We start from the raw sequence: 24,426 nt of genomic DNA, 5'->3' as shown, positions 1-24,426 counted from the left end.
ATGACCGCGCTCTCGGCCTTCTTCTACAGGAAGCCCAGGCTGCGCTTGGGTTTCCTGCTCTCGGCCCCGCTGCTCTGGCTCGGCCTGGCCTACCTGGGCGCGCTCGCCGCGCTGTTCGTGACGGCGTTCTGGCACACCGACGCGTTCACCGGCCAGGTCGTCATCGAGTGGTCGCTGGACAACTTCACGACGTTGTTCAGCGACGCGGTCTACCGCACGATCACCTTCCGCACGGTCGGGATCGCGGCGCTCGTCACCGTGATCGACGCCGTCGTCGCGTTCCCGATGGCGTTCGCGATGGCCAAGCTGGCGTCCCCGCGGGCGCAGCGGATCCTGGTGATCGCGGTGATGACGCCGTTGTGGGCGAGCTACCTGGTGAAGGCGTACGCGTGGCGGTCGATGCTGTCGGGCAACGGCGCCCTGAGCTGGCTTTCGCCCGGTTACGGCGTCACCGCGACGATCATCACGCTGTCGTACCTGTGGCTGCCGTACATGATCCTGCCGATCTACGCGGGCCTCGAGCGGCTGCCGGACTCCCTTGTGGACGCTTCGGGCGACCTCGGCGCGCGCTCGTTCCGGACGTTCCGGTCGGTGATCCTGCCGCTGACGTTCCCGGCGATCGTGGCGGGCTCGATCTTCACGTTCTCGCTGTCGCTGGGCGACTACATCGCGGTGAAGATCGTCGGCGGCACGTCGCAGATGCTCGGCAACGTCGTCTACGACAACATCGGCGCGGCGAACAACCTGCCGTTCGCGGCGACGGTGGCGACCGTGCCCGTGGTGATCATGCTCGTCTACCTGGCCGCGGTGCGCCGCACCGGCGCGCTGGACAACCTCTAGGAGCCTGCGTGCGGACGTCTCGGGTGCTCTTGTGGACGGCGCTGGGCCTCGGCTTGGCGGTGATCTACTTCCCGCTGCTGGTGGTGCTGTTGAACTCGTTCAACGCGGACACGACGTTCGGCTGGCCGCCGTCGAGCTTCACCCTCGAATGGTGGAGCCGCGCGGTCTCGAACGAAGGTGCGCTGAACGCGCTGTGGACGAGCGTCCAGGCGGGCCTGGCGGCGACGGCGATCGCCCTGGTCCTCGGCACGATGGCGGCGTTCGCGTTGCAGCGCTACCGGTTCTTCGGCCGCAACCCCGTGTCGCTGCTGATCATCCTGCCGATCGCGCTGCCGGGGATCGTCACGGGCATCGCGCTGAACAACGCGTTCCGGACGATCCTCGGCATCAACCTCGGCCTGCTGACGGCGATCATCGCGCACGCGACGTTCTGCATCGTGGTGGTGTTCAACAACGTCGTCGCGCGGCTGCGGCGGATGGGCGGCAGCCTGGAGGAAGCGTCGATGGACCTGGGCGCGACGGGCTTCACGACGTTCCGGCTGGTGACGTTCCCGATGCTGCGCTCGGCCCTGCTGGCGGGCGGCCTGCTGGCGTTCGCGCTGTCGTTCGACGAGATCATCGTGACGACGTTCACCCTGGGCACGGGCATGGAGACGCTGCCGATCTGGATCTACAACAACCTGTTCCGCCCCAACCAGGCCCCGATCGTGAACGTGGTGGCCGCGGTCTTGATCGTGGCGTCGACGGTGCCGGTGTACCTGGCCCAGCGCCTGTCGGGCGACACCGCCTCAGGCGGGCGGCTCTAGCCACAACCGGCGGATGACCAGGAAGAACCCGGCTCCCGCCGCCAGTCCGACGGCACCCGAGCTCCAGGCGAGGTCGGCGCCCCACCACGAGTCGAAGAGGACCGCCCGGCCGTGCCGGGGACGGCTGCCTTCGGGCAGGCTCGCGGCGATCCGGTCGACCTCGTCCTGGATCCGCTGCTCGTCGTCGGCCGTCAGGCCCGGGCCGTCCCCGCCGAGCTCGTGGGCGAGGTCCTCGACGGCCGTGTTCTGTTCGGGGCTGAAACCGGGGAACACCGGGTGCACGGACAGCGGCCGCCCGGCGACGGGTCCGCAGGCCAGCGGCGCGCCGTCGAACTCGGCGAAGTAGACGCCGCTGCCGGAACAGCTGTCGCCGTCCTTGGCGAAGCCGACGTCGTAGACGTTGCCGGCTTCCGCCTGCTCGACGATCCCGAGCACCACGCCCGTGCCGCCGGCGACGAACAGCGCGAGCAGGCCGATCACCCCGAGGGTCGCCAGGAGGAGCCGCACCGTCCGCACCTCCGGGATGATCCGCCGTGACCCCGGGGACCGGTCCCCGGAGTCAGGGCCGGAACGCGTCCGTCGCGGCCCGCAGCGCGGCCAGGACGCCCGGGTCGGTCACCGCGTGCCCGGCGCCCTCGATCAGCTTCAGCTCTGAGCCCGGCCACGCCTGGTGCAGCTCGTACGCCGTCGTCGGCGGGCACACCGCGTCGTACCGGCCCTGCACGATCACGCCCGGGATCCCGGCCAGCTTGCCCGCGTCGCGGATCAGCTGGCCGTCCTCCAGCCAGGCGCCGTGGGTGAAGTAGTGCACCGCGAGCCGGGCGAAGGTCAGGGCGAACGCCGGTTCGGCGTACTGCTGAACGAAGGATTCCTGCGGGTACAGGGAAACCGTCGCGCCTTCCCACCTGCTCCACGCGACCGCCGCGGCGTCGCGGACCCGGGCGTCGGCGAGCAGCTCGGCGTAGGCGGACAGGGGGTCGTCGCGCCGGTCCGCCGGGATGGGGGCCAGGAAGGCCTCCCATTCGCGCGGGAACAGGTTGGCCGCGCCGCCGCGGTAGATCCAGTCCAGCTCGCTCTGCCGCACGGTGAAGACGCCGCGCAGGATGATTTCGCTGACCCGCGAAGGGTGCGTCTCGGCGTAGGCGAGGGCCAGCGTCGCGCCCCACGAGCCGCCGAAGACCTGCCACCGGTTGATGCCGAGCCGCTCGCGCAGGGCCTCCATGTCGGAAACCAGGTGCCACAACGTGTTGGCGGCAAGATCGCCGGCGCCCGGCGTGGACTGCCCGGCCCCGCGCTGGTCGAACAGGACGATCCGGTAAGCCTCGGGATCGAAGTGCCGCCGCGCCATCGGCGCGATCCCGCTGCCCGGCCCGCCGTGGAGCACCACGACCGGCTTCCCGTCCGGGTTCCCGGCTTCCTGGCACCGGATCCGGTGCCCGTCGCCGACGTCGAGGAATCCTTCGGCCCGCGCGGGCAGTGGCGGGTACAGCTCGTCCATGCCCGACACTTTGCCGGACGGAACCTGGCCGCTGTCCCGGTACCCGGGTTGTTCCCTGAACGGGACAGCGACCAAGAAAAGTGGGGGCCCGCCCCCGCCGCCGGGCTGAGCGGGCCCCCAGTCTCTGACGCGTCAGCTCGTCGCTGACGCGAACCCTGGAGGGCGGCGGAGTGCGGTGGTGGAAGTCGGTTCCCGCTCACGCATTCCCATCCTCCTCGTCGAGGGTTCGAACTCCGTCGTGGCGGCGACGGGCTAAACGGTAAGCCACGATCCGAACACCAGTCAAGGACATGATTAGTGTTCATGTACGTGAACACCCGCTGAGAGCACGCTGAGCGCCGGGGGTCCCCTTGCCCGCCGTTAACGAAAGTGCCGGTACGTTCCGGTGTCGGGGTCGAGGAATCGCTGTACGGAAAGGCACGGAATGTCCGCGGTGACCTATGTCGAGGCGATTGTCGTCGGCGCCTTGCAAGGGGTGTCGGAATTGTTTCCGGTGTCCAGTCTCGGCCACAGCATCCTGTTGCCCGCCTGGCTCGGCGGCCAGTGGCAGCAGGACCTGAGCATCGGCAAGGGTTCGCCCTACCTCGCGGTGCTCGTGGCCATGCACGTGGCGACTGCGCTCGCGCTGGTCCTGTTCTTCCGCAAGGACTGGGTGCGGATCATCCGCGGCCTCTGGACGTCGGTCCGCGACCGCGAGGTCCGCACGCCGGACCAGCGGCTCGCGTGGCTGCTCGTGCTCGCCACGATCCCGGTCGGGCTGGCCGGCCTGCTCTTCGAAGGACTGCTGCGTGACGTCCTCGGCAAGCCGGTGCCGGCGGCGATCTTCCTGGCGCTCAACGGCGGTGTCCTCTACGCCGCCGAGAAGTTCTCGCACCGGCGTCCCGAAGAGAACGACGACACAGTGGACTTCTCGGCCGAAGAAACGCTCGTGATGCGGGCCGTCACCGTCGAGGAGGCGACCGACGTCCGATTGGCGAAACTGCGCGTCGGTGAAGCCGTCCTGATCGGTGCGGCGCAGATCTTCGCGTTGCTGCCCGGCATCAGCCGTTCCGGCATCACGATGGTCGCCGGCCTGCGCCGCGGGCTGGGTCACGAGGACGCCGCGCGGTTCGCGTTCCTCCTTGCCACACCGGTGATCCTGGCCGCCGGCGTGCTCAAGATGCCGACGCTGTTCGCCCCCGAGAACCACGCTTCGCTCGGCCCGGCGCTCGTCGGCAGCGTCATCGCCGGGGTCGCTTCGTACATTTCCGTCCGTTTCCTCACGGGCTACTTCGAAACGCGCACGCTGACCCCGTTCGCGATTTACTGCGTGGTCGCCGGAATCGCCAGCCTGATCTTCTTCGCGGTCTGACATGCCCTTGACCTTCGACGTTCCCGCGGTGCTCGTGGTGCTCGTGCTCGGCGGGCTCTACCTCCGGGCGACGCGCCACCGCCGGTGGCCGCCGGGCCGCACGACGGCGTTCCTGACCGGGCTCGCGACCATCCTCGTCGTCACCTGCTCGCCGCTGGCCGTCTACGACCGGACGTTCTTCTGGGTCCGCGCGGTCCAGACCGTCACGCTGCTGATGATCACGCCGCTGCTGCTGGCCCTGGGCGCCCCGATCCGGTTGCTGCTCGACGTCACCCCGGCCCGCTGGCTCCGGCGGCACGGCCGCGGCCCGGTGGCCCGGGCGCTGACCTTCCCGCCGGTGATCACGCTCGCCCTGGTCGTGCCGGTCCTGGCGCTCTACCTGACCCCGCTCTTCGACCTCACGCTCCGGGAACCGGTGGTCGACGGGCTGGCCCGGGCGGCGCTCGTCCTGTCCGGGTTCGTCTACTTCTGGACGCGCCTGGGGCTCGACCCGACCCCGCGCACCGACCCGCACCTGGTGTCGGTGTGGATCGCCTTCACCGAGGTCGTCTTCGACGGCGCGCTCGGCCTGGTCCTGTGGCTCGGCCCGCTGCTCGCCCCGGCGCACTACGCGGCCGCGCACCCCGGCCGGGGCCCGGACCCGCGCACCGACCAGATCGTCGGCGCCGGCGTGCTGTGGATCGGCGGTGACGTCGCCGGGCTGCCGTTCGTCGTCGCGCTGTTCGTCCGCTGGGCCCGCGACGACGAGCGGCGCGCGAAGCAGATCGACGTCCAGCTGGACGAGGAAGCCGCCTCGGGCGCCGCATCGACGTCGGGGCTCTGGTGGGAGAACGACCCGGCTCTCGCCGAGCGGTTCAGGGGCCGGGGTTAGTCGTGGAACTCGTGCTCGGGCGCCGGGAACTCACCGCGGCGGACGTCCTCGGCGAACGCCGTCGCCGCGTCCTGCAGCACCGTCGCAACGTCGGCGTACCGCTTGACGAACCGCGGTGCCTTGCCGCGCCGCAGCCCGGCCATGTCCTGCCAGACGAGCACCTGCGCGTCGCAGTCCGGCCCGGCGCCGATGCCGACGGTGGGGATCTGCAGCTCCGCCGTGACGCGCTTGGCGGCTTCGGCGGGCACCATCTCCATCACCACCGCGAACGCCCCGGCCTCCTGCAGCGCCAGCGCGTCGGCGAGCAGCACGTCCGCCGCTTCGCCGCGCCCCTGCACCCGGTAACCACCGAGGTTGTGTTCACTCTGCGGGGTGAACCCGATGTGACCCATGACCGGCACGCCCGCCGACGTCAGCGCCTCGACGTGCGCGGCGAACCGGCGCCCGCCCTCCAGCTTGACGGCGTGCGCGCGGCCCTCCTTCATGAACCGCACCGACGTCTCGAGCGCCTGCTGCGGCGAGAGCTGGTAGGAGCCGAACGGCAGGTCGGCGACCACGAGGGCGCGCTTGACCGACCTCGTCACCGCCCGCACCAGCGGCAGCAGCTCGTCGACGGTCACCGGCAGCGAGGTGTCGTAGCCGAAGACGTTGTTGGCCGCGGAGTCGCCGACGAGCAGCACCGGGATCCCGGCCTCGTCGAACAGCGCGGCGGTGTACATGTCGTACGCGGTGAGCATGGGCCACGGCTCGCCGCGTTCCTTGAGCTCACGCAGGTGGTGCACGCGGACCTTCCGGCCCGGACTCGGCGCCGCGGGGGCGGCGGATCCGGTGCCGTAGGGCGCGGCCACCTCGTCGGAGGGGGTCTTTCCGGTGGCTGACATCGTCGTCGACCGTCCTTCCCTCGGGGCCTGGGTGAGGTCCCCGGGTCGTGGAGCAGATGCGTCTCAACAGGCGTCTCAAAGCGTGACACGCACCCGCACCGACCTCGACTCCGTGCGACCAGCTTCACACCGTCGTGCGGCGGAACGAGACGGCGTCAGCCTTCAGGTTGATGTCGGGGGACAACCAACCTGTGTTCACTGACGTCAAGAAGAGGTCATGAAGAGCATGGCGACCGAACGGCCGCGAAAGGCGACAACGGCGACGATGGGCACCACCGCGCGCACGCGCATCCCCGCCTGGAAGGCGAAGAGCGGCGGCATCGTCGCCACCGTGGTGCAGCTGGCCGCGGTGTTCTCGGTGCTCCTGCTGCTGACCGGCGGCCCGAGCGGGCGCCTGATGAACGGCCTCGACATGGGCTTTTCGGCCCTGAGCGTGCCCACCAGCGCGAGCCTGGTGATGGTGCTGCTGCTGGTCGTGCTGGGCGGGGCGCTGCGCCGCCGCAAGAAGGCGGCGCTGTACACGCTCGTGTTGTTCCAGGTCGGCGGCCTGCTGCTCACCCTGGCCCTGCAGGCGACCCTGTTCTGGTCACCCGACCTGCTGACGCTCGGGCCGAAGCAGATCCGGCACATCCCGGCGCAGCTGTGGGTCCTCACCGCGGCCGACGTGCTCTCGATCGGGCTGATCGTGTTCCTGCTCGCGCTGCGCCCGGCCTTCCCGGCCCGGCTCGCGCCGAGCGCCTGGCGTGACGGCCTGACCATGCTGTTCGGCGGGTTCGCCGTGGTCATCCTGGTCGGCTGGCTGCTGACCGAGGCGTTCCCCGGCCACCTCGGCGACTCGTGGGAGCGCTTCGCCTGGGTCGTCAACCACGCCACCGGTGAGAACCTGCAGCTGCGCAAGATCGGCGTCGGCGAGGGGCCGGCCTGGCTGGACGTCTTCCTCGACCTGAGCGCGACCCTCGTCGCCACGGCCGCGCTGTACATGCTCTTCCGCGGGGTCCGCAGCCGCCGGCTGCGCACCGACCAGGAGGAACTGCGCGTGCGGGAGCTGCTCGCCGAGCACGGCGAGGACGACTCCCTCGGCTACTTCGCCACCCGGCGCGACAAGAGCGTGGTCTTCGCGCCGAACGGCCGGGCCGCGGTGACCTACCGCGTCCTCGGCGGCACCAGCGTCGCCAGCGCGGACCCGATCGGCGACCCCGAGGCGTGGCCGGACGCGGTGCGCGCGTGGCTCGACGAGACCCGCACCTACGGCTGGACGCCGGGCGTGCTCGGGGCCAGCGAACGCGGCGCCAAGGCCTACACGGGCGCGGGCATGCGGGCGCTGGAGATCGGCGACGAGGCGGTGCTCGACGTCCGCGAGTTCAGCCTCGCCGGGCCGGAGCGGCGGTCGGTCCGCCAGGCCGTCAAGCGCATCGAGCGCGCGGGCTACACCTCGCGCGTGCGCCGCCACGGCGAAATCCCCGACGACGAGATGGTCGAGCTCCTGGCCCGGGCGCAGGCCTGGCGCGGCGCCGAGACCGAACGCGGGTTCTCGATGGCGCTGGGGCGCCTCGGTGACCCGAGCGACGGCCGCAGCGTGATGGTCGAGGCCTACGACGCCGCCGGCGAGCTGCGCGGGCTGCTGTCGTTCGTCCCGTGGGGACGCCGGGGGCTCTCGCTGGACCTCATGCGCCGCGACCGCGACGCCGAAAACGGCCTCAACGAGTACATGATCGCCGAGGTCGTCGCGGCCGGGCAGGTCCTGGGCGCGCAGCGGATCTCGCTCAACTTCGCCATGTTCCGCGCGGTCTTCTCCGAGGGGGAGCGGATCGGCGCGGGCCCGGTGCTGCGCGCCTGGCGCGGGGTCCTGAGCGTGGCGTCGCGGTTCTTCCAGCTGGAGTCGCTGTACCGGTCCAACGCCAAGTACGGCCCGGAGTGGGAGCCGCGGTTCCTCTGCTACTCCTCGGCCCGGCGGCTGCCGCGGGTCGGCATCGTCGCGGGCGCGCTCGAAGGGTTCGTCCCGACCGGACGGTCGCGCTCGCTGCGGCTGGAGACGGTCACCGACGGTTTCGTCGCCCGCGTCAAGGAGATCGAGGAGTCGGCCGCCGTGCCGGCGACGAAGGTCGTGCGGCGGCCCGAGCAGGTGCGCGTCCGCGTCGCGAAGCTCGGCAAGCTGCGCGAAGCCGGGATCGACCCGTACCCGGTCGGCTTCCGCCGGGACGACCACATCGGCGACGTCGTGGCGAAGTTCGGCGCGCTCGAACCGGACAGCGCCACCGGGCACCGGGTCCGGATCGCCGGGCGCGTGCTGGCCATGCGCACCCTCGGCGGCCTGTGCTTCGCGCGCGTCAAGGACTTCAGCGGCGAGATCCAGCTGATGCTGGACGCGGCCGAGCTGGACCTCACGGGCTGGCGGACCGGCGTCGACCTCGGTGACCACGTCGGCGTCAGCGGCCAGGTCGTCACGTCGAAGCGCGGCGAGCTCTCGGTGCTCGTCGACGAGTGGACGGTCACCGCGAAGTGCCTGCACCCCCTGCCGGACAAGCGGAAGGGCCTGACCGACCCGGAGACGCGGGTGCGGCAGCGCTACCTCGACCTGGCGGTCAACCCGGACTCGACGAACATGCTCCGGCTGCGGTCCACAGTGGTCCGCGCGGTGCGGGAGCGGCTGCACCAGGCCGACTACCTCGAGGTCGAGACGCCGATGCTGCAGACGGTCCACGGCGGCGCCAACGCCCGGCCGTTCGTCACCCACATCAACGCCTACGACATGCGGATGTACCTGCGGATCGCGCCCGAGCTGTACCTCAAGCGGCTGTGCGTGGCCGGCGTCGAGCGCGTCTTCGAGCTCAACCGCAACTTCCGCAACGAGGGCGTCGACGCGACCCACAACCCCGAGTTCACGATGCTCGAGGCGTACCAGGCGTACGCGGACTACGACACCATGCGCAACCTGGTCACCGGCCTCATCCAGCACGCGGCCGAAGCCGCGTACGGCGCTCAGGTCGTGCGGCGGCCCGACGCGAACGGCAAGCTCGTCGAGTTCGACATCTCCGGTGACTGGCCGGTGATCCCGGTCCACGAGGCCGTCTCGGCGGCACTGGGGGAGCACGTCGACTCGGGCACGTCCGTGGCGGACCTGCGCCGGTTCTGCCTCGCGGCCGGCGTGCCGGTCGGGGAGGACCCGAGCCACGGCGATCTCGTGCTGAAGGCCCACGAGCACCTCGTCGAGGGTTCGACCGTGCTGCCGACGTTCTACACGGACTACCCGACGGACGTCTCGCCGCTCACCCGCCAGCACCGGACCGACCCGTTGCTGGCCGAACGGTGGGACCTGATCGCGTTCGGTTCGGAGGTCGGCACGGCCTACACCGAGCTGACGGACCCGATCGAGCAGCGGCGCCGGCTGGAGGCGCAGTCCTTGCGCGCGGCCAGTGGTGACGTCGAAGCGATGGAGCTCGACGAGGACTTTTTGCTGGCCCTGGAACACGGAATGCCGCCGACCGGAGGCCTCGGCCTGGGCGTGGACCGCCTGCTCATGATGTTGACGGGAGCGTCGATCCGCCAGACGGTGCTGTTCCCGTTCGTCCGTCCGCAGGCATAACGACTGGGTCGCCCCGGTCACGCCGGACCCGCGCGATGGCAGGCGTTCCCTTAATGTGTGCCACGTGCGCACGGCTCGAATCGCCTCGGCTCTCCTCATGGGGATGGCCGTGCTCGCCTATTCGGGTTGGCTGCTCGAGTTCTTCGTGCCGACGGGGGTGTCGCCGGTGCGGGACCCGGCCGAGGCGCTGCTCGCCGGCCCGCCCGTGTTCCGGATCCTGCTCGCGATCTCGGGCGTCGCGTTCCTGCTCGCCGGGCCGCCGCTGCACCGGCTCGGCCCGGTCCAGTGGCAGGCGCGGCTGAGCTCGATCTCGGTGAGCGTGTTCGGGGCCGTCGTCGTGGTCCAGGCCGCCTACCCGGAGCGCAGTGGCGCGATCTCGTCCCTGCTGAGCACGGTGCTTCTCGTCGGGGTCATCAGCTTGGCCCTGTGGTGGCCGCCGGGCTGGCGCCGGCTGGCCGTCGCCGGTCTCGTGGTGGTGATGGCGACCTGGCTGGCGGTGGTGCTCGCCCGGCAGCTGGGCGAGTTCGAAGGCGTGTTCAGCCGGCTCCAGCTGGTGGTGCGCGCGGTGCTGTTCGGCGCGGGCGGCGTGTACGCGTTCGTCAAGCCGGCGCCGCGGCACGCTCCCCGGGTCTAGTTTCTCTTTCGAAATTGTCGGTGCCGGATGGGAGTATCTGGTTCCCGACTCCCGGAGGAGAGACCGACATGGCGGGAAACGTGCCCCCGGTGGCCGACGAGCGTGAGGGCCTGCTGCGCTTCCTCGAGCAACAGCGTTACGTGCTCAAGCTGGCCGCACACGGCCTGACGGACGAGCAGGCGCGCTACGCGCCGACGAAGAGCAGCTTGTCGGTGGGCGGCTTGATCAAGCACGTCGCCTTCACCGAGGACGGCTGGATCGACACCGCCCTGCAGCTGCCCCAGAAGCCGTTCGGGGAGGCGAGGCAGGATTACGAAGAGGCGTACCGGCTGGGCCCGGAGGAGACGCTGCAGAGCGTCCTGGAGCGCTACGACGAGGTCGCCGCCCGCACGGCGGAGGTGATCGGCCGGATCGACGACCTGGGCCGCCCGGTCCCGGTGCCGAAGGGCGTCCCCTGGTACCCCGACGACGTCGAGGCCTGGTCGATCCGCTGGGTCCTGCTGCACCTGATCGAGGAGACGGCCCGCCACGCCGGCCACGCGGACATCATCCGCGAGCACGTCGACGGCGCCACCGCTTTCCCGCTGATGGCCGCGGCCGAGAACTGGCCGGAAACCCCCTGGATGAAACCCTGGAAACCCACCCCCCACCCAGCCTGACCCCCTCCACCCAGGCAAGCCGCCCACCCGGCCAGGCGAGTCGTCCCCCCCCAGACCGCGTGTCGTCCACACTCAGGTACGCGAGCCGACCTCCAGGTCGCGTGTCGTCCACCTGGGTACGCGTGTCGTCCGTCCAGGTACGCGAGTCGTCCACCTGAGTACGCGTGTCGTCCGCACAGGTACGCCAGCCGGCCCCTCAGGTACGCGTGTCGTCTGCCTGGGTACGCGAGTCGGCCGCCGGAGTACGTGTGTCGACCCTTCAATCACGCGTGTCGGCTCGGCAATCACGTGTCGGCGTTCTGATCACGCGTGTCGGCGCGCCACACACGGAACGGTGCGGCACGGCGGCGGGCGAGCCTCAGAACAACGTCGGCTCGTCCGCCAGCGCGCCCTCGATCACGAGCATCCGGCGTTTCGTCGCGACCCCGCCACGCGCCGAGAACCCGCCGTCGCGACCACCGGCCGCCAGGACCCGGTGGCACGGCACCACGATCGGGAACGGGTTGTGCCCCATCGCCTGCCCGACGGCCTGCGCCGACCCGGGCATCCCGAGACGGTGCGCGATGTCGCCGTAGGTCAGGGTCTTGCCCGGCGGGATGGTGCGCGCGACCTCGTACGCGCGCCGGTTGAACTCGGGCACCGCGGCCAGGTCCAGCTCGACCTCGGCCAGGTCGCGACGCTCGCCGGCCAGCAGCGCGACGATCCCGTCGACCGCCGCCTGTACAAGGGCAGGCGGCGGACCTTCGACGGCGTCCGGGAACCGCTGAGCCAGCCAGGCGCGGGTGCGCGCGGCACTGCCCTCCGGCAGCGACGTCCCGATCACGACGTCGTCCCGCCACGCGAGCCCGCACGCCCCGATCGCCGTGTCGAAGACCGTGAACCCCACTGTCATGCGACCAGCCTAGAACCGAAGGGAGGCTGACGGGCGCGGCCCGGCCACGGGATGATGGGCCGGTGCTGGACCACCTCGTCTACGCCGGACCGGACCTCGCCGAGGCCGTCGCGCGCGTCAAGGAACTCACCGGGGTCACCCCCGCGCCCGGCGGCAGTCACGTCGGCGTGGGCACGGCCAACCACCTCGCCGACCTCGGCGCCGGTGCCTACCTGGAGGTGATCGGCCCCGACCCGGCCCAGCCGGAACCCGCGCAGAAGAGGCCGTTCGGCATCGACGACCTGACCGGGCCGGCTCTGGTGGCCTGGGCGGTGCGCACGACGGACATCGACGCCACGATCAAGAACGCCCGCGCCCACGGTTTCGACCCGGGTGACGCCGTCGAGATGTCCCGCGAGACCGCCCAGGGCGAGCTGCTGCGCTGGCGGCTGACCCCGACGAGCCTCCCGGGCACCCTCACGCCGTTCCTCATCGACTGGGGCAGCACGCCGCACCCGACGACCCGCGGCCTGCCGTCCCTGCCCCTGCTCATGGTGACGGGCACCCACCCCGACCCGGACTCGGTCCTCGCCGTGACGGACGCGCTGGGCCTGGAGCTCCTGGTCCGACGCGCCGACCGCGCGGGCCTGACCGCCGCCCTCCGCACCCCGGAAGGACGCCAGGTAGCGCTGAGCTAAGCCTTGCCCTCACGCCACGCGTTGGTCATCGGCAGCCGCCGGTCGCGGCCGAACGCCTTGAGCGTGATCTTCGTGCCCGGCGGGTACTGGCGCCGCTTGTACTCGGCCTTGTCGACCATCCGCACCACGCGGTCGATCGTCTCCGGCGCGAAGCCGGCCTCGACGAGGTCGGCGTACCCGCGGTCGCCCTCGACGTAGTCGTCGAGGATGTCGTCGAGCAGCGCGTAGTCCGGCAGCGAGTCGGAGTCCATCTGCCCCGGCCGCAGCTCGGCCGACGGCGGCTTGGAAATGGAGTTCTCCGGGATCGGCGGCGTCTCGCCCCGCTCGACCGCCGATTCGTTGCGCCAGCGCGCCAGCTGCCAGACGTGCGTCTTGAAGACGTCCTTGATCGGGGCGAACGCGCCGACCGCGTCGCCGTAGATCGTCGAGTACCCGACGGCCAGCTCGGTCTTGTTGCCGGTGGCGAGGACCAGGTGACCGTCCAGGTTGGACAGTGCCATCAGGAGCATGCCGCGGGTGCGCGCCTGGATGTTCTCCTCGGCCAGGCCCGTCAGGGAGAGCTGGTCGACGTAGACGCGGACCATGTCCTCGACCGGCTCCACTCGGTAGTGCGCGCCGATCCGCTGCGCGAGGTCGGCCGCGTCGTCCTTCGAGTGGCCCGAGGAGTACTTCGACGGCATCGAGACGCCGTAGACGTTGTCGCCGCCGAGCGCGTCCGCGGCCAGCGCCGCGCACACCGCCGAGTCGATGCCGCCGGAGAAGCCGAACGTCACCGACGTGAAGCCGTTCTTGTGCACGTAGTCCCGCAGCCCGACGACCAGCGCCGACCACACTTCGGCCTCGTCCGCGAGCGGTTCACTGATCACCGGTGACGCCGTCGGCTCGTAGGACGGCAGCGGTTCCGAGCTCAGCACCCGCCGCCGGACGTGCAGGCCCTCGAGGTCACCGTCGCCGGCGTGGCCGCCCGCGGTGAGGTCCATGTCGAGCACGAGCAGGTGCTCGACGAACTGCGGCGCCCGCGCCACCACCGAGCCGTCCGCGCCGACGACGAGCGAGTCGCCGTCGAAGACGAGGTCGTCCTGGCCGCCGACCTGGTTGGTGTAGATCAGCGGCGCGCCGGCTTCGGCGGCGCGGCGGGCGACGAGCGGCAGCCGCTGCTCGTCCTTGGACCGCTCGTACGGCGACGCGTTCGGCGCCACGACGAGGTCGACCCCGGCCCGGCCCAGCGCCGAGATCGGCCCGCCGTCCTGCCAGATGTCCTCGCAGATGACCATGCCGATGTCGAGCCCGTGGAACCGGACGACGTCGAGCGTGGTGCCCGGCTTGAACCAGCGGTGCTCGTCGAACACGCCGTAGTTGGGGAGGTGGTGCTTGAACTGCCGCGCGACGACCTCGCCGCGGTAGAGCGCCGCCGCCGCGTCGCGCGGGCCGGCCTCGTCGAGGTCGAGGTACCCGATGTAGGTCAGCACTTCGCCGCAGCCGGCGTCGTCCAGCCGGCGCGCCAGCGCCTCGACGCCCAACCGGGAGGCCTCGGCGAAGGTGCGGCGCAGGGAGAGGTCCTCGACCGGGTAGCCGGTCAGGGACATCTCGGGGAAGACGACGACGTGGGCGCCGGCTTCGGCGGCCCGGCGCGTCCAGGCGACGTGCAGGTCGGCGTTGCCGTCGAGGTCACCGACGGTGGGGTTGACCTGGGCGAGCGCGATGCGCAGTTGCGGCATGCCGCCATTCTGGCGCACCGCCACCCGCCCAGCCGAGCGAATGTGGGCGAAATGCCACCCTAGGTCGACGCGACGGCGTCCCGGTGCTTGAGCTTCGCCATCCGCCCGTCCCGGCGGTGCCACACGACGCCCTCGAACTCCGGGTGCGCGAGCAGCCACGCCATCAGCCCGTCGAAGTCGCGCGGGACGCCGGCGAACTCCTGCGCGGTCGCGTGCGGGACCAGCCGGTGCGTGCCGAGCTTCTCCGGGTCGCCGTTGATCTTCGGGCCGCACAGCTCGTACGTGCCGGGCGCCGCACCGAGAAGCCGCTCGTGCGCTTCCTCGAAGAACGTCGCGAACGAAGACTGCTCGACCGGTTCCCAGCCGACGGTCTTCCCCGTCTCCGGGTCGGTCTGCACGGCCTCGAACCCGGCAGGCGCGCTCTTCCCCGCCTTCACCTCGCGCCGCGCCCACCACACGCCGGACTCGTCGAGCCGGACGCAGGTGCCGTCGTACTTGCGGGTGGGTATGCCCTCGCCGTCGAGCACCCACTGGCACTCGGGGTGCACTTCGCGGGTGACGCGGCGAAGGTCTTCGGGGTCGCGACGGAACAGCGTCGGGATCTTGCGCATGGCGCCGATTCTGCCGCTTGCGGCAACCGAAAAAACCCCCGCTCGGCCGAACCGGGCGGGGGTTTTCTTCGTCTGCCGAACGCTACTTCCGCTTGATCATGCTCCGGACCTTCTTGATGGTCTGCTCGAAGTCGGAGTCGAACGGGTTGTCGTGCACCAGGTAGGTCCACGTCGTGTTCGCCCGCCGGACGCCCGCGTCGCCGAGGTCGATGCCGTCGTCGGTCAGCTCGGCCTCTTCGAGCGTCTTCGCCGCGCGCGAGTCCGCCTCGGCGATGATCTTGTGGAACTCCGGGATCGCCGCGCGGTGGAACTCGTCGAGCGGCGTCTCGCGCGCCAGCGCCCGCAGGTGGATGCTCTCGCGGACGTCGGTCAGGTACGCGAGGTGGTCCGACCAGAGCTGGTCGACGTGGAACAGCAGCACTTCACGGCACAGCTGCTCCAGCTTCTCCTGGTCGTCGCCCAGCTTCTCCTTCAGCTCGCCGAACTTCTCCGGGTGCGCCTTCTCCAGCTTCTCCGCCGCGTACGCCTCGCGAAGCACCTTGTCGCGGTGGGTCAGCAGGTCGCGCCGCTGCCGCTCGATCAGCCGCGTGTAGCGCCAGGTGTTGCGGTGGATCTCCAGGTCGACACCCTCGGCGACGCGCTGGGCGTGGTTGAGCTGCCGCAGCGCCGCGTTGTCGGTGATCTCGCCGGTCTCTTCGTCGTCGGTGATGCCCTCGGGCACGTCCGGCGCGTTCGACAGCACGAGCTCGTCGTTCAGGCTCGCGAAGAAGATCGCACTGCCCGGGTCACCCTGGCGGCCGGAGCGGCCGCGCAGCTGGCCGTCGAGCCGGCTCGACGGGTACCGCGCGGTGCCGATCACGTGCAGCCCGCCCAGCTCGACGACCTCTTCACGGGTCGCGCCGTCGGTGCCGCCCAGCCGGATGTCGGTACCGCGACCGGCCATCTGGGTGGACACGGTGACCGCGCCCTTCTTGCCGGCCTCGGCGATGATCGACGCCTCTTCGGCGTCGTTGCGCGCGTTGAGCACGACGCACTCGAGGTCGACCTTCGCCAGCTTCTCGGCCAGCTCCTCCGACTCGGCGACGTCCTGGGTGCCGACGAGGATCGGCCGCCCGGTCTCGTGGACCGTGCGGATCTCCTCCTCGATCGCCCGCAGCTTCTGCGACGGCGACGCGAAGACCCGGTCCTCCAGGTCCTCGCGGACGTTCGGGGTGTTCGGCGGGATGACCGCGACCTCGAGCTCGTAGAACTCGCGCAGCTGCTCGGCGACCGCGACCGCGGTACCGGTCATGCCCGCGACCTCGGGGTAGCGCGCCAGCAGCGCCTGGACGGTGATCGAGTCCAGGATCTCGCCGCGGTCGGTCGCGGTGACCTGCTCCTTCGCTTCGACGGCGGCCTGGAGGCCGTCCGGCCAGCGCTGCAGCTCGGCGACGCGGCCGCGGGCGGCGTTGATCAGCTGGACCTTGCCGTCGCGGACGAGGTAGTCGACGTCCCGGGTGAGCAGCGCGTGCGCGTGCAGCGCGACGTTCACCGCGGGGAGCCGGTCCGAAGCCGTGTCGCCGTAGAGGTCGTCGACCTCCAGGCCGAGCGACTTCGCGACGACGGACGCGCCGGCGTCGGTCAGCCAGGCGTTGCGGCCTTCGCTGTCGGTCTCGTAGTGCAGGTTGAGCCGCAGCCGCCGGACGACCTTCGCGACCTCTTCGTCGGCGTCGGTGTGGTCGATCGAGCCGGCCATCACCAGCGGGACGCGGGCCTCGTCGACCAGCACGGAGTCCGCCTCGTCGACGATCGCGACCTCGGGGGCCGGCTGGACCAGGTCGTCGACGTTCGTGACCAGGCGGTCGCGCAGCACGTCGAAGCCGATTTCGGCGACGGCGCCGTACGTGACGTCCTTGGCGTAGGCCTCCTTGCGCTCCGCCTGGGAGTGCGACGGCTCGACCCAGCCGACCGACACGCCGAGCAGCGCGTACACCGGGCCCATCCACTCGGCGTCGCGTCGCGCCAGGTAGTCGTTGACCGTGACGACGTGCGCGCGCTTGCCGCGCAGCGCGTACCCGGCCGCGGCCAGCGCGCCGGCGAGCGTCTTGCCCTCACCGGTCTCCATCTGCACGACGTGCTTGCTGAGCAGGCCCATCGTGCCGAGGACCTGGACGTCGAACGCGCGCTCGCCCAGTGCCCGCCGAGCGGCCTCACGACCGAGCGCGCACACCTCGATCAGGTGATTGTCGCCGAACGCGGTGTCCGTCAGCGTCTCGCGAAGCTTCCCGGCCCGCTCGGTCAGCTCCTCGTCGGAGAGCTTCTCGAGCTCGGGTTCGAGCTTCTCGACTGCGGGCAGCAGTGCTTCGTAGCGGGTCAGCTCGACGCTGCCCGGCCGCTGGATGATCCGGCGGAGCCGTTTGCCCACCCGGCTGATCAGTGCTGCCACCCCTGGTCTCCCGTTCTCTCTCGCTCGACCGGCCTGCCCCACCCAACGTGGCGGTGGTGCGTTCGAGTTCCGCGGCCGGATGGGACGATCCAACCGTGTTCCTTCATCCCAGCGCCAGGTCCTGTAGTCGCACGATCACCGCGATCGCGGCTTCCGTGCTGCTCGCGGCCTCGCTGACCGCCTGCACGTCCACCGGCAAGACCACGCCGCCGTCGCCGACGACCGAGTCGCACCCGCCGTCCGGGCCGGTGCCCGCGGGGCTGGAGCGGTTCTACGGCCAGAGCCTGACCTGGGCCGACTGCGCACCTTACGCGACGTCGGAGGACGCGAGGTCGGCGTTCCAGGCGAAGGACATCCAGTGCGCGCGGCTGACCGTGCCACTGGACTACACCAAACCGGACGGAACGACCATCACGCTCGGCCTGCTGCGGCACAAGGCGACCGGCGGCGACCGGATCGGGTCGCTGGTGGTCAACCCGGGCGGACCGGGCGCCTCCGGCATGGTGGCCGCCGCCGGGCTGATCAAGCCGACGGCGAACACGGACCTCGGCAAGCGCTTCGACCTGGTCGGCTTCGACCCGCGGGGGATCGGCGCGAGCCAGCCGATCATCCGCTGCCTGACCGACTCCGAGCGCGACGCCGACCGCGCCGACGACAGCGAGACCGACGGCTCGCCGCAGGGGGTGCTGAAGCAGGAAGCGCAGGAAAAGGACTTCGCCGCGAAGTGCGCCCAGCGCACCGACGACGGCACCGGGCTGCTCGCCAACGTCGGCACCCGCGACGTCGTGAAGGACCTCGACGTCCTGCGCTCGGTCCTCGGCGACGAGAAGCTGACCTACCTCGGCTACTCCTACGGCACCCGGATCGGGTCGACCTACGCCGAGGCGTTCCCGAAGAACGTCCGCGCGATGATCCTCGACGGCGCGGTCGACCCGGAGCAGGACGCCGTCGAGTCGCTGGTCGCCCAGGGCCAGGGCTTCGGGACGGCGTTCACGCAGTTCGCGAAGTCGTGCACCGCCCAGCAGGACTGCGCCCTCGGCCAGGACCCCGCCGCCGCGGTCAAGGTGTTCCAGGACCTCGTCCGGCCGCTGATCGACTTCCCGGTGCCGGTCGGCGACGGCCGCAAGCTCTCCTACGAGGACGCGACCACGGGCGTCATCCAGGCGCTCTACCAGGAGAGTCTCTGGGACGCGCTGAACACCGGCCTCAACGAGCTGAAGCAGCAGCGCGGCGCGACGCTCGAGAAGCTCGCCGACATCTACAACGAGCGTGACTCCAACGGCAAGTACGGCACCACCCAGGACGCCTTCACCGCGATCCGCTGCGTCGACGACCCGCGCGTCACCGACCCGGCCGTCATCCTCAAGGCGCAGGAGGAGTACGTGCAGGTCGCGCCGTTCCTCGACGACGGCCGCCCGGCGAGCGCGGCTCGCGACGCCTGCGCGTTCTGGCCGGTCCCGAACACCTCGCAGCCGCACGTGCCGAACGTCGAAGGCCTGGCGAAGACGCTGGTCATCTCGACGACGAACGACCCGGCCACGCCGTACCAGGCCGGCGTCAACCTCGCGAAGGGCCTGAAGGGCGCGCTGCTCACCTTCGAGGGCACCCAGCACACCGTCTTCCTGCAGGGCATTTCCTGCGTGGACCAGGCGGGCACGGCCTACCTGGTGGACGGCACGATCCCGGCGGAGGGCACCCGCTGCACGGGGCAGTGATCACGCCTGGGGCGTCAGGGACAGCTCGATCATCACCGGGCTGAGGTGGTCGCCGGCCGGCGGGATCTGCGTCCACAGCCGGACGAAGCGCCGGGGACCGTCGGCCGAGACCCACACCTTGACGACGACGTCGGCGGTCACCTGCGGCAGCACGCTGTGGGCGACCGCCGCCGGCACCCGGCCGCCGACGCGCAGCGCGGCCACGCCGTCGACGTTCTCCTTGCCCTCGGTCTTCGCGTCGGTGACGCCGTCGAGCAGCCGCTTCAGCCCGGCTTTCGGCCCTAAGAACGCGGCGACCGCGTACGCCTCGGGCAGCGATCCCTGCCCCTTGACCTGCTCGCCCTGTACGTCGAAGGGGGCTTTGACGTGCCCGTCGCCGTCCTGGATGTCGGCCGTGCCGGTCGCAGACCCGCCGTCGTCGAGGGTCGCGTCGCCCTCGATCTGCCGGAGCGGGAAGTCCGGCAGCACGCCGTTGACCCCGGCCGCGAAGTGCACGGTCCGGACCGCGGCGAACGACGCCGCCGCGTCGCGGACCAGCTCGGCGCCCGCGGGGAACGGCCCGCGCGTGTCGGGTGAACCGGCGCACCCGGCCGTCAGGAGGACCACCAGCAGCAGGGTGATGCGGGACATCGTCAAAGCCTAGCGGTGGCCTGATCCTTGCGGCGGATGTCCTTCAGGCCACTTCCGCCGGGCCGCGCGCGCGATGAGACTGCTGGGGTGACTGTCGAGAGCCGCCCCGCCCCGAAGCTGCACCGCGCCTGGCTGATAGCCGGTGCCGCGTTCGTCGCGCTGCTCGCCTCCGCCGGCTTCCGGTCGGCCCCCGGTGTCCTCATCGACCCGCTGCACGAGGAGTTCGGCTGGTCGACGGCCACGATCAGCTCCGCCGTCTCGGTCAACCTCGTCCTTTACGGCCTCTTCGCACCGTTCGCGGCCGCCCTGATGGAGCGGTTCGGCATCCGCCGGGTTTCGGCGACGGCGTTGTTCGTCATCGCCGTCGGCGCGGCCGGCACGGTCTTCATGACCGCGAGCTGGCAGCTGATCCTCTGCTGGGGCGTGCTGATCGGCGCGGGCACCGGCTCGATGGCGATGAGCTTCGCGGCGACCGTCGCGGCCCGGTGGTTCGTCCGCAGCCGCGGTGTCGTCACCGGCGTCCTGACCGCAGCCGGTGCCACCGGCCAGCTGATCTTCCTGCCGCTGATCGCGCACCTGGCGGTCGGCTCCGGCTGGCGCACCGCGTCGCTGGTGATCGCGATCGCGGCGCTCGCCGTCGTCCCGGTGGTCCTGCTGCTCATCCGCGACCACCCCGCCGACGTCGGCACCACGGCCTACGGCGCGCCCGCCGACGCCGAGGTCGCCCGCCCCGCCCCGAAGACCGGCTCCGCCCGCCGCGCCCTGTCCGTCCTCAAGACGGCGGCCCGCACCCGGACGTTCTGGCTGCTCGCGGTCGGCTTCGCGATCTGCGGCGCGACGACGAACGGCCTGGTCGGCACCCACTTCGTCCCGGCCGCCCACGACCACGGCATGCCGCAGACGACCGCGGCCGGCCTGCTGGCCCTGGTCGGCGTCTTCGACGTCGTCGGCACGATCTTCTCCGGCTGGCTCACCGACCGCGTCGACCCGCGGATCCTGCTCGGCGTCTACTACGCGCTGCGCGGGCTCTCGCTCGCCCTGCTCCCGCAGCTGTTCACCGACTCCGTGCAGCCGAGCATGTGGGCGTTCATCCTGTTCTACGGTCTCGACTGGGTGGCCACGGTCCCGCCGACCGTCGCGCTGTGTGTCCGCGCCTTCGGGGAAGCTGGCCCGATCGTGTTCGGCTGGGTCTTCGCCTGCCACCAGCTGGGGGCCGCGTTCGCCGCGTCGGCCGCCGGCCTGGTCCGCGACCAGCTCGGGAACTACACCCTGGCCTGGTACTCCGCGGCCGTCCTGGCGGTGATCGCGTCCGTCGCTTCGGTGGCCATCAAGCGCGCGAAGAAGCCCGTTCCGGTGCCGGCGAACTGACCTTCGTCACCCTCGGCGCGTCGTGAAACATCCCGTTAACACGCTGTCGTTAGGGTGCGGCCATGGATCGCCAGCAGGAATTCGTGCTCCGCACGCTCGAGGAGCGCGACATCCGTTTCGTCCGTCTCTGGTTCACCGATGTGCTGGGGTTCCTCAAGTCCGTCGCGGTCGCGCCGGCCGAGCTCGAGGGCGCTTTCACCGAGGGGATCGGCTTCGACGGCTCGGCCATCGAAGGGTTCGCGCGCGTCTACGAATCCGACATGGTCGCCAAGCCGGACCCGGCCACCTTCCAGGTGCTGCCCTGGGAGACCCCGGACGGCAGCCCGTACTCGGCCCGGATGTTCTGCGACATCGCGATGCCGGACGGCTCGCCGTCGTGGGCCGACCCGCGCCACGTGCTGCGCCGCCAGCTCTCGAAGGCCGCCGAAGCGGGTTTCACCTGCTACGTGCACCCGGAGATCGAGTTCTTCCTCCTCGCGAACCTGCCGGACGACGGCAGCGAGCCGGAGCCCGCGGACAACGGCGGGTACTTCGACCAGGCCAGCCACGCCACGGCGACGCACTTCCGGCGCCACGCCATCGAGACCCTCGAGGCGATGGGCATCTCCGTCGAGTTCAGCCACCACGAGGGCGCGCCCGGCCAGCAGGAGATCGACCTCCGCTACGCCGACGCCCTGACCATGGCCGACAACGTGATGACGTTCCGTTACGTCGTCAAGGAGGTCGCGCTGACGCAGGGCGTGCGCGCGACGTTCATGCCCAAGCCGTTCACGGACCAGCCCGGCTCCGGGATGCACACCCACATCAGCCTCTTCGAGGGTGATCGCAACGCCTTCTACGACGCCGAGGACCCGCACGAGCTGTCGGAGACCGGCAAGGCGTTCGTCGCCGGGCTGCTGCACCACGCCAAGGAGATCTCCGCCGTCACCAACCAGTGGGTGAACTCCTACAAGCGCCTGATCAGCGGAAGCGAGGCGCCGACGACGGTTTCGTGGGGCCGGGCGAACCGCTCGGCGCTCGTCCGGGTGCCGATGTATTCACCCGGAAAGGCGTCATCCCGACGGGTGGAAATCCGTACGCTGGACTCCGCGTGCAACCCGTACCTCGCGTACTCGGTGATCCTGGCCGCCGGGCTGAAGGGGATCGAGAAGGGGTACGAGCTGCCGCCACCTGCCGAGGACAACATCTGGCAGCTGTCGGACTCCGAGCGGCGCGCCGCCGGTTACGCGCAGTTGCCCCAGAACCTGGGGGAAGCCCTGGCCGAGATGGAGAAGTCCGAGCTCCTGCCGGAAGCACTCGGTGAGCACGTCTACGACTTCTTCCTCCGGAACAAGCGCTCCGAGTGGGACAACTACCGGAGCGCCGTCACCCCGTACGAACTCCGCACCCTGTTGCCGGTGCTCTGATGGGGCGGCGGCCGGTGTTCCTCGCGATCCTGGCCGCCGCACTCGTACTCGTCCCTGCCGCGCCCGCGGCGTCCGCGTCCTCTTCGCGGTTTGACCTGGATTCGGCTGACATCCCGGCGCTGCAGGCGCGGATGGCGTCCGGCCGGCTCAGCGCGGCCGGGCTGACCCGGCTCTACCTCGACCGGATCCACCAGGTCGACGGCAAGGTCAACGCCGTGCTCGCGCTGAACCCCGCGGCGCTCGGGCAGGCTCTCGAGAGTGACGCCCGACGTCGCGCGCACCGCCTGCGCGGGCCGCTCGACGGCATCCCCGTGCTGGTCAAGGACAACGTCGACACGCGCGACCAGCACACGACGGCCGGGTCGCGGGCCCTGCGCAGCTACCCGGCGAAGGACGCCACGCTGATCACCCGGCTCCGGAACGCGGGGGCGGTCATCCTCGGCAAGGCGAACCTGTCCGAGTGGGCGAACTTCCGCGCCGCGAAGCCGACGTCGGGCTGGTCGGGCGTCGGCGGCCAGACGAACAACCCGTACGTGCTGGACCGCAACCCGTGCGGGTCGTCCGCCGGCTCCGCGGCCGGCGTCGCCGCGTCGCTGGCCCAGGTCGCGATCGGCAGCGAGACCGACGGCTCGATCGTCTGCCCGGCCGGGATGACCGCCACCGTCGGCCACAAACCGAGCCTCGGCCTGGTCAGCCGCACCGGCGTCGTGCCGATCTCCGCCGAGCAGGACACCGCCGGCCCGATCGCCCGCAACGTCGTCGACGTCGCCCTCACGCTGTCGGTCCTCCAAGGCCGCGACCCGTCGGATCCCGCGACCCTGACCTATCCGCGGACCCAGCCGACGGACTACGCGAAGCTGCTCCGGCCGGGCGTGCTGCGCGGTGCCCGGATCGGCCTGTGGCGGCTGCCGGTGCTCGGCCCCTCGACGGACGCGGTCATGACGTCCGCCCGGAACTCCCTGGTCAAGGCGGGGGCGACGGTCGTCGGGGTGACCCCGCCGGACCAGGACCGGCTCGGCGGGGCGGGGGTCCCGGCGCTGCTCACGGGGTTCCACCGGGACATCGACGCCTACCTGGCGACCCGCCCGCAGGGGCCGCGGAACCTGGCCGAGCTGATCGCCTACAACCGCGCCGACCCGCTGGAGCAGACCTGCTTCGCCGGCCAGGAGCTGTTCGAGCAGGCGCTGGCCGCGCCGCCGCCGACCGATCCGGGGTACCTGGCCGGGCGCGCCGAGCTGTCGGACCTCGCGCGCCGGTCACTGGACGAGACGCTGGCGAAGTACCACCTGGACGCGATCGTCTCGCCGACCAACCCGCCGGCGTGGAAGACCGACTGCGCGACGGGGGACGACGACGTGATCCCGTCCTCGACCCCGGCCGCCGTCGCGGGCTATCCGGACGTGACCGTGCCGGCGGGGTTTGCCGGACCGCTCCCGGTGGGTATCTCGTTCATGGGTGCGCGGTGGTCCGACGGCCGGATGCTGGCGCTCGCGGCGGACTTCGCACGGGCCGCGCCGGCCCGTGTCCCGCCGCGCTATCTGCCGACTTGGCCGTCGTAGCTCTTCGTAAGCACTCTGACCTGCGCCGATACCGTTAAGTGACCCCCCTGTCGGGACCGGTTTCGGGGCATGTAAAGTTCTCCAAGTCGCCAGGAACACCGGGTCACACCGGGGCCGCAAGCCCCGGAGACCAGGACGGGACGAGCGGGTTGACACCGCGGATCGGACCGGGTAGTGTTCAGCGTCGGCCCACGAGCGGCCGCCGAATCCCTACGACTAATCTCGTAGGCTGAGGCATGCTCGACCAAAAGCTTGTGAATATCGCTTGGAACAACTGCCGAGGATATAGCCGCTGATAAGGC

At 71.1% G+C, this 24,426-nt stretch carries 20 protein-coding genes; 12 read left to right on the top strand and 8 right to left on the bottom strand.

Annotation, left to right across the window (positions count from 1 at the left end):
• The gene (locus VA596_RS39375) at positions 1–840 is read left to right on the top strand and encodes an ABC transporter permease (protein WP_323334336.1); all 840 of its coding nucleotides are present in this window, start codon (positions 1–3) and stop codon (positions 838–840) included.
• A gap of 8 nt (positions 841–848) precedes the next feature.
• On the top strand, positions 849–1,646 hold the full coding sequence (locus VA596_RS39370; RefSeq protein ID WP_323334334.1) for an ABC transporter permease: 798 nt from the start codon (positions 849–851) through the stop codon (positions 1,644–1,646).
• Here the strand turns inward: VA596_RS39370 and VA596_RS39365 are convergent.
• Positions 1,629–2,153 (bottom strand): hypothetical protein, encoded by a 525-nt coding sequence (locus VA596_RS39365; protein WP_323334332.1) that lies wholly within the window; start codon positions 2,151–2,153, stop codon positions 1,629–1,631. The genes VA596_RS39370 and VA596_RS39365 overlap by 18 nt on opposite strands.
• A gap of 52 nt (positions 2,154–2,205) precedes the next feature.
• On the bottom strand, positions 2,206–3,144 hold the full coding sequence (pip, locus tag VA596_RS39360) for a prolyl aminopeptidase (RefSeq protein ID WP_323334330.1): 939 nt from the start codon (positions 3,142–3,144) through the stop codon (positions 2,206–2,208).
• Positions 3,145–3,568: 424 nt separating this feature from the next.
• Between pip and VA596_RS39355 the strand changes: the two genes are divergently transcribed.
• A complete protein-coding gene (locus VA596_RS39355) occupies positions 3,569–4,495 on the top strand; it encodes an undecaprenyl-diphosphate phosphatase (RefSeq protein WP_323334328.1) in 927 nt (308 codons plus the stop codon).
• A 1-nt stretch (position 4,496) separates the two neighbouring features.
• A complete protein-coding gene (locus VA596_RS39350; protein ID WP_323334326.1) occupies positions 4,497–5,366 on the top strand; it encodes a cytochrome c oxidase assembly protein in 870 nt (289 codons plus the stop codon).
• On the opposite strand, the gene panB is transcribed toward VA596_RS39350, so the two are convergent.
• Complete coding sequence (gene panB / locus VA596_RS39345; RefSeq protein WP_323334324.1) at positions 5,363–6,247, bottom strand: 3-methyl-2-oxobutanoate hydroxymethyltransferase; 885 nt, start codon at positions 6,245–6,247, stop codon at positions 5,363–5,365. The two genes, VA596_RS39350 and panB, sit on opposite strands and share 4 nt — an antisense overlap.
• A 265-nt stretch (positions 6,248–6,512) precedes the next feature.
• Here panB and lysX point away from each other — a divergent pair, with 265 nt between their 5' ends.
• The 3 genes from lysX to VA596_RS39330 all read left to right on the top strand — a co-directional run bounded on the left by lysX (position 6,513) and on the right by VA596_RS39330 (position 11,123).
• On the top strand, positions 6,513–9,830 hold the full coding sequence (lysX, locus tag VA596_RS39340; RefSeq protein ID WP_323334809.1) for a bifunctional lysylphosphatidylglycerol synthetase/lysine--tRNA ligase LysX: 3,318 nt from the start codon (positions 6,513–6,515) through the stop codon (positions 9,828–9,830).
• 64 nt (positions 9,831–9,894) lie between these two features.
• A complete protein-coding gene (locus tag VA596_RS39335; RefSeq protein ID WP_323334321.1) occupies positions 9,895–10,464 on the top strand; it encodes a hypothetical protein in 570 nt (189 codons plus the stop codon).
• 68 nt (positions 10,465–10,532) lie between these two features.
• On the top strand, positions 10,533–11,123 hold the full coding sequence (locus tag VA596_RS39330) for a DinB family protein (protein WP_323334320.1): 591 nt from the start codon (positions 10,533–10,535) through the stop codon (positions 11,121–11,123).
• A gap of 358 nt (positions 11,124–11,481) precedes the next feature.
• On the opposite strand, the gene VA596_RS39325 is transcribed toward VA596_RS39330, so the two are convergent.
• On the bottom strand, positions 11,482–12,015 hold the full coding sequence (locus tag VA596_RS39325) for a methylated-DNA--[protein]-cysteine S-methyltransferase (protein ID WP_323334318.1): 534 nt from the start codon (positions 12,013–12,015) through the stop codon (positions 11,482–11,484).
• 62 nt (positions 12,016–12,077) lie between these two features.
• Between VA596_RS39325 and VA596_RS39320 the strand changes: the two genes are divergently transcribed.
• The gene (locus VA596_RS39320) at positions 12,078–12,692 is read left to right on the top strand and encodes a VOC family protein (protein WP_323334317.1); all 615 of its coding nucleotides are present in this window, start codon (positions 12,078–12,080) and stop codon (positions 12,690–12,692) included.
• Here the strand turns inward: VA596_RS39320 and VA596_RS39315 are convergent.
• The 3 genes from VA596_RS39315 to secA2 all read right to left on the bottom strand — a co-directional run bounded on the left by VA596_RS39315 (position 12,689) and on the right by secA2 (position 17,446).
• Positions 12,689–14,410: an NAD+ synthase gene (locus tag VA596_RS39315; protein WP_323334315.1), complete on the bottom strand. Its 1,722-nt coding sequence runs from the start codon at positions 14,408–14,410 to the stop codon at positions 12,689–12,691. The genes VA596_RS39320 and VA596_RS39315 overlap by 4 nt on opposite strands.
• Positions 14,411–14,469: 59 nt before the next feature.
• On the bottom strand, positions 14,470–15,021 hold the full coding sequence (locus tag VA596_RS39310) for an RNA ligase 1 family protein (protein ID WP_323334314.1): 552 nt from the start codon (positions 15,019–15,021) through the stop codon (positions 14,470–14,472).
• A gap of 82 nt (positions 15,022–15,103) precedes the next feature.
• Complete coding sequence (gene secA2 / locus VA596_RS39305; protein ID WP_323334313.1) at positions 15,104–17,446, bottom strand: accessory Sec system translocase SecA2; 2,343 nt, start codon at positions 17,444–17,446, stop codon at positions 15,104–15,106.
• Positions 17,447–17,601: 155 nt separating this feature from the next.
• Here secA2 and VA596_RS39300 point away from each other — a divergent pair, with 155 nt between their 5' ends.
• Entirely contained in the window at positions 17,602–19,161 is a 1,560-nt protein-coding gene (locus tag VA596_RS39300; protein ID WP_323334807.1) for an alpha/beta hydrolase, read from the top strand.
• Here VA596_RS39300 and VA596_RS39295 read toward each other — a convergent pair whose 3' ends face one another.
• Positions 19,162–19,791 carry an LppX_LprAFG lipoprotein gene (locus tag VA596_RS39295; RefSeq protein WP_323334312.1) on the bottom strand — a complete coding sequence of 210 codons (630 nt, stop codon included), beginning with the start codon at positions 19,789–19,791 and terminating at the stop codon, positions 19,162–19,164.
• A gap of 87 nt (positions 19,792–19,878) precedes the next feature.
• Here VA596_RS39295 and VA596_RS39290 point away from each other — a divergent pair, with 87 nt between their 5' ends.
• From VA596_RS39290 to VA596_RS39280, 3 genes are all read left to right on the top strand, one after another.
• On the top strand, positions 19,879–21,159 hold the full coding sequence (locus tag VA596_RS39290; protein ID WP_323334311.1) for an MFS transporter: 1,281 nt from the start codon (positions 19,879–19,881) through the stop codon (positions 21,157–21,159).
• A 62-nt stretch (positions 21,160–21,221) separates the two neighbouring features.
• On the top strand, positions 21,222–22,565 hold the full coding sequence (glnA, locus tag VA596_RS39285) for a type I glutamate--ammonia ligase (protein ID WP_323334309.1): 1,344 nt from the start codon (positions 21,222–21,224) through the stop codon (positions 22,563–22,565).
• Positions 22,565–24,124 (top strand): amidase, encoded by a 1,560-nt coding sequence (locus VA596_RS39280; RefSeq protein ID WP_323334308.1) that lies wholly within the window; start codon positions 22,565–22,567, stop codon positions 24,122–24,124. The genes glnA and VA596_RS39280 overlap by 1 nt, the downstream gene beginning before the upstream one ends.
• Positions 24,125–24,426: the final 302 nt, after the last annotated feature.

It is taken from the genome of Amycolatopsis heterodermiae (assembly GCF_034929455.1).
Lineage (GTDB): Bacteria > Actinomycetota > Actinomycetes > Mycobacteriales > Pseudonocardiaceae > Amycolatopsis > Amycolatopsis heterodermiae.
Note: the sequence above shows the minus strand (reverse complement) of the source record. Positions and strands in the feature narration are given on the sequence as shown.

Excerpts from the sequence above, each read along its gene's own strand:
- pip (WP_323334330.1), bottom strand. The coding sequence starts at position 3,144 with ATGGACGAGCTGTACCCGCCACTGCCCGCGCGGGCCGAAGGATTCCTC.
- VA596_RS39280 (WP_323334308.1), top strand. The coding sequence starts at position 22,565 with ATGGGGCGGCGGCCGGTGTTCCTCGCGATCCTGGCCGCCGCACTCGTA.
- VA596_RS39355 (WP_323334328.1), top strand. The coding sequence starts at position 3,569 with ATGTCCGCGGTGACCTATGTCGAGGCGATTGTCGTCGGCGCCTTGCAA.
- VA596_RS39330 (WP_323334320.1), top strand. The coding sequence starts at position 10,533 with ATGGCGGGAAACGTGCCCCCGGTGGCCGACGAGCGTGAGGGCCTGCTG.
- VA596_RS39310 (WP_323334314.1), bottom strand. The coding sequence starts at position 15,021 with ATGCGCAAGATCCCGACGCTGTTCCGTCGCGACCCCGAAGACCTTCGC.
- glnA (WP_323334309.1), top strand. The coding sequence starts at position 21,222 with ATGGATCGCCAGCAGGAATTCGTGCTCCGCACGCTCGAGGAGCGCGAC.
- VA596_RS39350 (WP_323334326.1), top strand. The coding sequence starts at position 4,497 with ATGCCCTTGACCTTCGACGTTCCCGCGGTGCTCGTGGTGCTCGTGCTC.
- VA596_RS39315 (WP_323334315.1), bottom strand. The coding sequence starts at position 14,410 with ATGCCGCAACTGCGCATCGCGCTCGCCCAGGTCAACCCCACCGTCGGT.
- VA596_RS39325 (WP_323334318.1), bottom strand. The coding sequence starts at position 12,015 with ATGACAGTGGGGTTCACGGTCTTCGACACGGCGATCGGGGCGTGCGGG.
- panB (WP_323334324.1), bottom strand. The coding sequence starts at position 6,247 with ATGTCAGCCACCGGAAAGACCCCCTCCGACGAGGTGGCCGCGCCCTAC.
- VA596_RS39375 (WP_323334336.1), top strand. The coding sequence starts at position 1 with ATGACCGCGCTCTCGGCCTTCTTCTACAGGAAGCCCAGGCTGCGCTTG.
- VA596_RS39295 (WP_323334312.1), bottom strand. The coding sequence starts at position 19,791 with ATGTCCCGCATCACCCTGCTGCTGGTGGTCCTCCTGACGGCCGGGTGC.
- lysX (WP_323334809.1), top strand. The coding sequence starts at position 6,513 with ATGGGCACCACCGCGCGCACGCGCATCCCCGCCTGGAAGGCGAAGAGC.